6 protein-coding genes and 1 pseudogene are annotated in these 8,012 nt (G+C 33.0%); 1 reads left to right on the top strand and 6 read right to left on the bottom strand.

Features of this window, described 5'->3' with window-relative positions:
• The 6 genes and pseudogenes from GSM42_RS15735 to GSM42_RS15710 all read right to left on the bottom strand — a co-directional run.
• Positions 1-152 (bottom strand): annotated as a pseudogene (locus GSM42_RS15735) (SRPBCC domain-containing protein); the annotation flags it as partial.
• A 351-nt stretch (positions 153-503) separates the two neighbouring features.
• Positions 504-950, bottom strand: a complete 447-nt coding sequence (locus GSM42_RS15730) for an NUDIX hydrolase (RefSeq protein ID WP_160802485.1) — start codon at positions 948-950, stop codon at positions 504-506.
• A 34-nt stretch (positions 951-984) separates the two neighbouring features.
• Complete coding sequence (locus GSM42_RS15725; RefSeq protein ID WP_160802484.1) at positions 985-1,911, bottom strand: aldo/keto reductase family protein; 927 nt, start codon at positions 1,909-1,911, stop codon at positions 985-987.
• Positions 1,912-1,923: 12 nt separating this feature from the next.
• Positions 1,924-4,161 (bottom strand): B12-binding domain-containing radical SAM protein, encoded by a 2,238-nt coding sequence (locus GSM42_RS15720; protein ID WP_160802483.1) that lies wholly within the window; start codon positions 4,159-4,161, stop codon positions 1,924-1,926.
• Between the two features lie 12 nt (positions 4,162-4,173).
• Positions 4,174-4,758, bottom strand: a complete 585-nt coding sequence (yfbR, locus tag GSM42_RS15715) for a 5'-deoxynucleotidase (protein ID WP_160802482.1) — start codon at positions 4,756-4,758, stop codon at positions 4,174-4,176.
• Between the two features lie 609 nt (positions 4,759-5,367).
• Positions 5,368-5,607, bottom strand: a complete 240-nt coding sequence (locus tag GSM42_RS15710; protein ID WP_160802481.1) for a hypothetical protein — start codon at positions 5,605-5,607, stop codon at positions 5,368-5,370.
• Positions 5,608-6,189: 582 nt separating this feature from the next.
• Between GSM42_RS15710 and GSM42_RS15705 the strand changes: the two genes are divergently transcribed.
• Positions 6,190-7,596 carry a helix-turn-helix domain-containing protein gene (locus GSM42_RS15705; RefSeq protein WP_160802480.1) on the top strand — a complete coding sequence of 469 codons (1,407 nt, stop codon included), beginning with the start codon at positions 6,190-6,192 and terminating at the stop codon, positions 7,594-7,596.
• Positions 7,597-8,012: the final 416 nt, after the last annotated feature.

Below are 8,012 nucleotides of genomic sequence, written 5' to 3'. Positions count from 1 at the left end.
CAAACAGTAAGTATCCATCCGCGCGGTCCCCACCATTTTTTCAGATGTTCTGCTTCTGAGTATGCTTGGAACACCAATGAACGCGGCGCATCAAATACACGTTCTAAAATAAATTCTGAACCTTCTACTTTGGTAATCGTTTTGTTTGACATCAGTCATCCCCCTGAAACAATCTTTTTTTGAAGTTTTCGTATGATTAAATCTCTAATTGCGATTCCTTTTTATAATCTATTTATAATATAACCTAAAGGGAATATTCCTGTCAAGGTATATTGATGTTTTTTTCTAATCCTACGCTAAACACATTGATTGGAGCTAGAGAAGAAGTTCTATAAAAAAAGAAGCGTTGTAGAGAACGCTTCTTAAATGGGATTTGATCTAGTTATGGAAGCACTATGACTCGAAAATAGTAAAAATATCGATAATTCCACTCTATAACTGAATCTAAAAAACAAAAGAGGGACTATTTATAAGACCCTCTTTATGTATTATGAGTTATGCAATTATTTTTTCTCTTGCCAACCAAAACTATCAAACCATCTATTTTCTTTATAATTTTCAATAGCTCTTGAAATGTACGGAATCACATTTGATGGCAAATTATTTAATGGGAAGAATCGCAAGTCATCACATTTATGTGGTTCGAGATTTTGAATTTCTCCATTCCAATCTTTTACAACCGCAAAGAAATCAACTCGCTCATCTCCTGCTTTACGATGCATGACACCAACTATTTCTACATTTTTCTCTGTCACATTTACTCCAGCTTCTTCTTTCACTTCACGAATAGCAGCTTCTTTAACGGTTTCCCCTCCATCAAGATGTCCAGCAACTACGCTGTAGTTCCCGTCTTCATATCCCGTGTTATAACGACGAAGAAGAAGTATTTCCTCATTTTTTATAAAAAACAAATGGATTGTTACAGGTGCATGAAATCGTTCTTTACTCATTACTATCATCTCCAGAACTCATATAAATTATTGGCTATTTTACCAATAGTTTGTTTATTCTGTCCACTGTCTCTCTTTGAAGTGCAATACCACTAGCTTTTACACTTTGCTCTATTTGCTCAGGATGACTCGCTCCCACAATCGCACTAGCTATTCTTTTATTACGAAGTGTCCATGCTAATACTAATTGAATCAAAGATAAGTCTTCTTGTTCAGCAATGATTTTTAATCCTGTAACAATACGTCTGTTTTTCTCATTAATCAGTTTGGGTAAAGATATTCTTTTGATAGGGATTTCTTCCCCATCCATATATTTGCCAGCTAAAACTCCTTGAGCTAATGGTGAGTATACGATTTGACCAATACCTAGTTCACTACACATCGGAATGATTTCAGATTCAATATTTCTATTAAAAATGTTGTATTTAGGTTGATTTACAATCATCCGATCTAACAAATATTGGTCTGCTAAAACACACGCTTGCTGTATTTGTTCTGCTGTCCATTCACTAACACCTAAATACAATACTTTACCTTGTCTAATCAGATCATTCATAGCAATTAATGTTTCAAGGATAGGCGTTTCCTCATCAAACCGATGGCAATAGTAAATATCAATGTAGTCTACACCCAACCGTTTCAAACTACTGTTGCATTGCTCGATGATGTGTTTCCTAGACAATCCACAATCATTGCATCCATTCCCCATAGGCCAAAACACTTTTGTACTCAATACAACGGACTCTCTAGGAAATTCACTTAACGCCTTTCCTAAAATACGTTCTGCATCACCCCTTTCATATACGTTTGCAGTATCAAAAGAATTAACACCTAAATCAAATGCTTTAAAGATCGTTGCAAGGCAATCATTTTCAGACACATAACCACCAAAGGTTAGCCAGCTACCTAAACTTAATTCACTTACTTTCAAACCAGATCTTCCAACTCTTCGATACTTCATAAAATTCCACCTTTAGATTAATTCTGGATTATTAATAAGAGTCCACTTCCCTTGATTTTGCAACCAACGTTCTATTGATCTGGATAACCTCTGATCCATACTATCTGTTAATTGCTTGTCCCTTAAATCTTTTTGAATATCAATAACTAAATTAGCCATTAATTGCTGCCATTTAGATAGGCTGGCTTGAATGCAAAATCTCAACTCTTTTTTTATAGGACTCTGTTCTAAAATTAATAAATCTTCTAATTTTTCTCTTTGAAGAAATTCACGTAAAGAGTTCTCCTCTTGAGACCTTGGATCAATTGTGAACACAAGATACTTCAAAAGATACTGACTAATTTCTCTGTGTCTTCTCATGTAATCGTAGTATTTTTGTTTTTCAATCGGGTTAGCTACTTTGTATAAGCTCTTAATGGAATACATGATTCCAAAGTTACTGTCTATCCACATTTGAGAAGCCAAACTTAATTCACCGACTTTATAATCCAGAAAATGAATAGTATATCTCCCCATATTGGTGTCAGGATTTCCTTCATTTTGAATGAGGGATACATTTTTCTTTCTTTCAGTAAGTTTTACCATTCTGGAATAAGGTGTATTTGTCAATACTTCCATCGAAGCAAGCATATACGAAACAATAGAATAGACTGGTTGTCCAGTTTTATGTTCATTAATGAAGTCTTCATCATACAAAAGTCGATCATATAATTCTTCATAGGACATTTCACTGATATCAACTGGCTTCATTAATGCGTCCGTTCGCTCCAAGAAAGCTAAATTTTCACGAATATCGTCAAATCCCTCCATAAGCTGGTCAAACATGATAAAACCAATTCTCAATTGAATACCTAATGCACTTAAAAACCTTAATGCAATAATATTTTGCTCTGGTTTCGTTCCTTTTCCATAACGTTTTAATTGAGCCTCTGATCCCGATTCAACCCCAATAAATACCCGATCTGCTCCTGCCCGAGCACAATAGTGCCACATTTTTAATCTTTCAACGTTCCAATCAACACTATTTTTAGGGATATATACGGAGTCTGCTCTTGCTGCTAAGTCGAAACGAATAGTATCTGGACGTTTTAAAATGCCCTCACAAAATTGTATTACCCGTTCTGCTTCCTTTCCATCAGGTAATTCACCAATGAACTCCTCGTCAGCTAAGTAAATATGAGATTTGATCCCTAATTCATTACCAGAACGTATTAAATCATTGATTTGTTTTAATACGTTCTCAGAAGATAATGGTCTCCAAGACCTTAGCTTGTGATCTCTTGGACAGAAAGTACAACGTGAATAATCGCATCCTCTACTGGTTTCCAAAGTGAGAGCACCTCTATATTTGGCAACATCTTTAAGTGTATCTAGAGCTGGTGTTGGAACTTCATTCATATTCACAGTCATAGCTTGATTATGAACAACTCGTCCTGTTTCAGAGTTAAGGTACGATATACCATTGATATCTCTTAATTCTTTTTCTCCACGAATATACAGCGATAAATCTCGTAGTGTATATTCTCCCTCTTTATCACAAATTAGTAGCTCTGGATACTTATTAAAGAACTGCTCTGGATTGAATGAAGGAATCACATTTCCAGCTATAATAAGTGAATTCAACTTTTTCATTTTTTTTGCTTCAAAAAACTTATCCAATATAGAAAATGCTAGTAACTTCTGACCAAAATTAACACTCATACCAATTAGGTTTGGCTGAAGTTTTAATGCTTCCTTCACTATCTCATCAATGGTAATCCCCATTTGCATGTCCAATATATGAACTTGTGCTACTTGTTGTTTCCTTAGATAAGAAGCAAGGGTTCCTATACTTAGATTCAATCTAGGAATGGGAAAGTTATCAATCACACATAAATTAATAAGAAGCATAGTGGGCATTTTCAAATGTTCCAGTAATTTTTCACTATATTCAAAGGTATACCATGAAATAGTATTGTTTAACCCTTGATGCCAATTTGGATTATATCTTTGTAATAACACATTCGATCTTAAATCTTGAGATGGAGAGAAAACAATTACACTTTTGTCTAATAAGACAATATAACAAGTTATGTTATCTGTTTCTCCTGAAATGATAATCTCTTGATAAGCAATATCAAACATTTCTCCAAACAGCTCTTTTACTTGTTCTTTTACTTCACTTGGACTTAACCATATTTGGTTAACAATACTTTTTACTTGCTCATCAAACAATTTGATTTTGTTTTTGTCTAAATAACAACAAGGCATTTATATCCACTCCTATAGATATCGATATGTTAATCTCTTCTCAAAAAAAGAAGGGAGAAAATTTTCTAGAAAATAACGTACGCAAGGCTGTTGAATAGCAAGATTTTGTATTTCTTTTTCTAATTCTTCATAGATCTGATAGAAGTCGTTATTCCCTTTATTAACTTCTATCTTTGCCTTACAATAAGCATCAATTTGATCAGCAATTCCTACAATGTTCATGGTTTTCTCGTCTGCCTCTTGAAAAATAGCGAGATACTCAGAAACCATTTTTTCAGGAACCATTCTAGTAATTTCATTGTTGGCTATTCCTTTCAACTTTTGAAAAGATATTTTCACAGATTCATGTCTTTTTACTGGAGCAATAACATGGGTTAGTATGGCATCTGAGGAATCATGATAAAGTGCTAATGTAATTACTTTCGCAACATCTACATCCTCGTTGTAAATCTTTTTTTTAATCACACATAAAGCATGAGCGATAAGTGAAACAAAATGGCTATGTTGTGCCACATCCTCTGTATGTATGCAATATGTTCCACTCCATCTAGGAGTAAACCTTAATCTGTACAATAGAGCATAAAGATGATTTGACATGTACAACACCTACTTTTGGACTCGAAATACAAACTCTTTAAAATAACAACTAGCTAAGCAATTGCAACAAATATCGTTCTTGTTCTCTAATCTTCCTCAGTTCAATTGCAAAAACATAGGTTGTAATGGCAGAATGAAATCGAAGAACATCATTTGCTTTGTCCATTTTTAATAAAGCTAAAAAGCCTCTCCATCTTTACACGATTCATTGTCTCCATGGTAAGTTTCAAATTTAGATGACCATATTTTAGCAGCACATAGATGGCTTCAATATTAGATGATCGTGTTTTGGCTTCTCTTAATTTAGTGATCAAGGGAACGTAGTGCTCCCCTTCTCCACATGAATAAACTGAATATTCCGCTAATTATAACGCCTGACTTAATTTCATATTTGATCGAGTAGATTCATAGATGTTCACTTACCAGTAGTCTCCTTTCCTTTTAAGGTCAAAAGCTTTTATCATGAATCACTATTTTTCCATTGGACATTGTTTCACGAATTTCATGCATAGGCAGTGTGTCCCATTGCTTGTTTCCAAACAAACTAGAATCTTTTCTTTTGATCTTGTGCGTTTAAAAGAATTCTTTTTAACATCAACTTCCAAGTATTCATCTTGTTTCTGTTTGTTTTATGGTTATTGAAGGCAATAAATCTTTGTTAACAGGATTTATTGTTCTTATTGCCCTCTGTATTTGAGCCTTTCTTTCAGTGAATAATGCTGCTTTTAATTGGCTTTTCTGTACCAAAATCTTCTCTTCGATTTCTCTCTGATACTTTACCAATGCCAGAGTTAGTAAGTTTTTCAGAGCATCATCCATTGGTAAAATCTGATTTTCTTTGTTCACCATATCATCTGCCTCTCCCTAATAAACTCTGTGATTTAGTTCTAAAGAAATACTTTTAATAAAAATCAAAAGCCTCTCCATCTTTAACAAATTCATCGTTTTCATGGCAAGTTTCAAATTTAGATGACCATATTTTAGGAGAACACAGTTGGATTCAATAAATAGAAGATTGTATTTGAGCTTCTCTTATCTTTGCATGATTGGAAATGCAGTGCTCCCCTTCCCTACAATAATAAACAAAATATTCCGCTAATTTTCACCCTGCTACTAATGCCTCTTTAAATTCATTTTTCATCTCCTAACAGGTGTGCATTCTGTTACTTAACAAATTGTTAAATAAGTTGAAATTAATTATTAAAAAATGACAACAATACGCCCTTCATCAATTAAGGCTATCTTTTGAAGATGAATGTGAAATCCTTAAGTACTATTAATACTAATCAATATACTAATAAATTACAAATTTATATATTTAGTGTATTTTCTAATAATATTTATCCGATTAAGAGGATTTCACTATTTATCTATCCAATTATAAAAGTATCAATGAAAACTGTAAGAATAAACCATAGGAGGATTATTTTCATGTCTATTCCAAGCTTCAACAAAGAAAAAATGGGAGAAATTTTTCGTGAAACAAGGAAAAAGCTTGGTCTTCGACAAGAAGATGTTGCCAATATATCTGGTTTATCTGTTTCAACTGTTAGCAACATTGAACTAGCAAATCACAGGGTTAAGGAAGAAAATCTGATTTCTTATGCAAATGTTTTGGGGATTCAAGAAGATATATTTGGTCTTTTAACTGAAGAAGAAAAAAGAGTCCAAAGAGTTAAACATGAGCTGAAAAAAATTGAGTTGCTTGTTTCTGCTGATCCAGACGAAGCTCTTCGGAAACTTTATATACTTAATGAAAATGAAGTACTCGAAAATAAAAAGAATATTAAGCCTTATGCATACTATTTGTGGGGGAAATGTTATTTAGAAAAAAAGAAGTTGTCCCAAGCAGACAAATTCTTAAATGAAGCAGTTTCTTTAATTGAAGAGCACATTCAAGAAGATCATGAGTTAAAAAAATCTAATCTCTTAGCTGCTTGCTTAAATGACTTAGCTAGAATTTCTTTTTTTCAAAGCAATTTTAAAAATGCACTTAAACTCATCGAAACTGCATTGCAATCGTTCTATAATGGTGGAGAACGATTATATTTTCAATACTTCCTATTACTAAATAGGTGTGTATATCTAGAAAAAATGAATAGTGATAAGTTAAATAAGCAAGAAAAATTAATTGAATCCTTGGAAAAACTTCAGAAAAGCATATCCGAGTTTGAAAACATAGAAAATATGATTCAACATGTGAGATTATCCGTTATTATTCAGTATTATGAAATGTATGCTAATGTATGGAATAGAATCGGAATGACCGAAAAAGCGATAGAATTTGCTGAAAAAGGCATAAATATCGCTTGGTTAAACTTAGAGTTTGATAGGCTATTGCAACTTTGGAATACAATGGGTAATATATTTCTAAATAAAGGGAAGATTCAGGAATCAAAAGAATATTTCCAACAGGCTCTCGATGTACAATCAAAAATAAAAAGAGAATATCTATTGATCCCTACTTTCATGAATTTAGGCAGGCTCTATTTGCAAACCAGTGATCCTTTACTTGCAAATAAATATCTTGAAGAAGCTCTTCAAATCAGCATTAAAAATGATGATATAATTGGACAAATGGATGCACTTAAAGCAATTGGCAATACTTATCTCGCCCAAGATTCCTATACCAAAGCTATTTCCTATTTTGAAAAAAGTTATCATCTTGCAGTACGTTATAAGTTAATCTATCGTAAATTAGAAGTGATAGATGATATATGCACTTGTTATAAAAAAATAGGGAAACGAGAAGAATTTCTAACCTATACAGAAAAGTCTTATCTTATCAGGCAAAAGATCAAAACTATGGAGGAAGGAGGTATTATAAATGAAGATTAACTTATATGAAGGTGATCCCGAAGGCTAGAGACCAGTACAAACTAGAGACTCAAGAATATTTATTGAGTCTCTAGTTTAATCATTGAATATTTACTCATTTTTCATCTCCATAGTGCTATTTCCACAAACAAATCATATATCTCCTATGATTATTTTTTCCAAAATAGATGCATCTTATAAAAAGCAACTACCGTATTTTGTTAGAAAAGGCAGTAGGTTATCCCATTAAACATGGACATTATTAGACTGCATTGCTTCCCGGGACATAATTTTTTCAAAGCACTGGATATCCGACCAATAATTTTGGAACATTACTGATTCAACAAAACAAATTGCAAGATGCGAAACAATATATCGAAGATGCCATTGATATTAACAAAGGACATAAAGATGATCTTACGCTGACTGAACCTTTA

The sequence above is a fragment of the Shimazuella alba genome, from assembly GCF_009831235.1.
GTDB classification, from domain to species: Bacteria; Bacillota; Bacilli; order Thermoactinomycetales; family Thermoactinomycetaceae; genus Shimazuella; species Shimazuella alba.
The sequence above is the reverse complement of the archived record's forward strand: the minus strand, read 5'-3'. Positions and strand labels throughout refer to the sequence as shown.

Coding starts and splice junctions, on each gene's coding strand:
- GSM42_RS15725 (WP_160802484.1), bottom strand. CDS start 1,911: ATGAAGTATCGAAGAGTTGGAAGATCTGGTTTGAAAGTAAGTGAATTA.
- GSM42_RS15710 (WP_160802481.1), bottom strand. CDS start 5,607: ATGGTGAACAAAGAAAATCAGATTTTACCAATGGATGATGCTCTGAAA.
- GSM42_RS15705 (WP_160802480.1), top strand. CDS start 6,190: ATGTCTATTCCAAGCTTCAACAAAGAAAAAATGGGAGAAATTTTTCGT.
- GSM42_RS15720 (WP_160802483.1), bottom strand. CDS start 4,161: ATGCCTTGTTGTTATTTAGACAAAAACAAAATCAAATTGTTTGATGAG.
- GSM42_RS15730 (WP_160802485.1), bottom strand. CDS start 950: ATGAGTAAAGAACGATTTCATGCACCTGTAACAATCCATTTGTTTTTT.
- yfbR (WP_160802482.1), bottom strand. CDS start 4,758: ATGTCAAATCATCTTTATGCTCTATTGTACAGATTAAGGTTTACTCCT.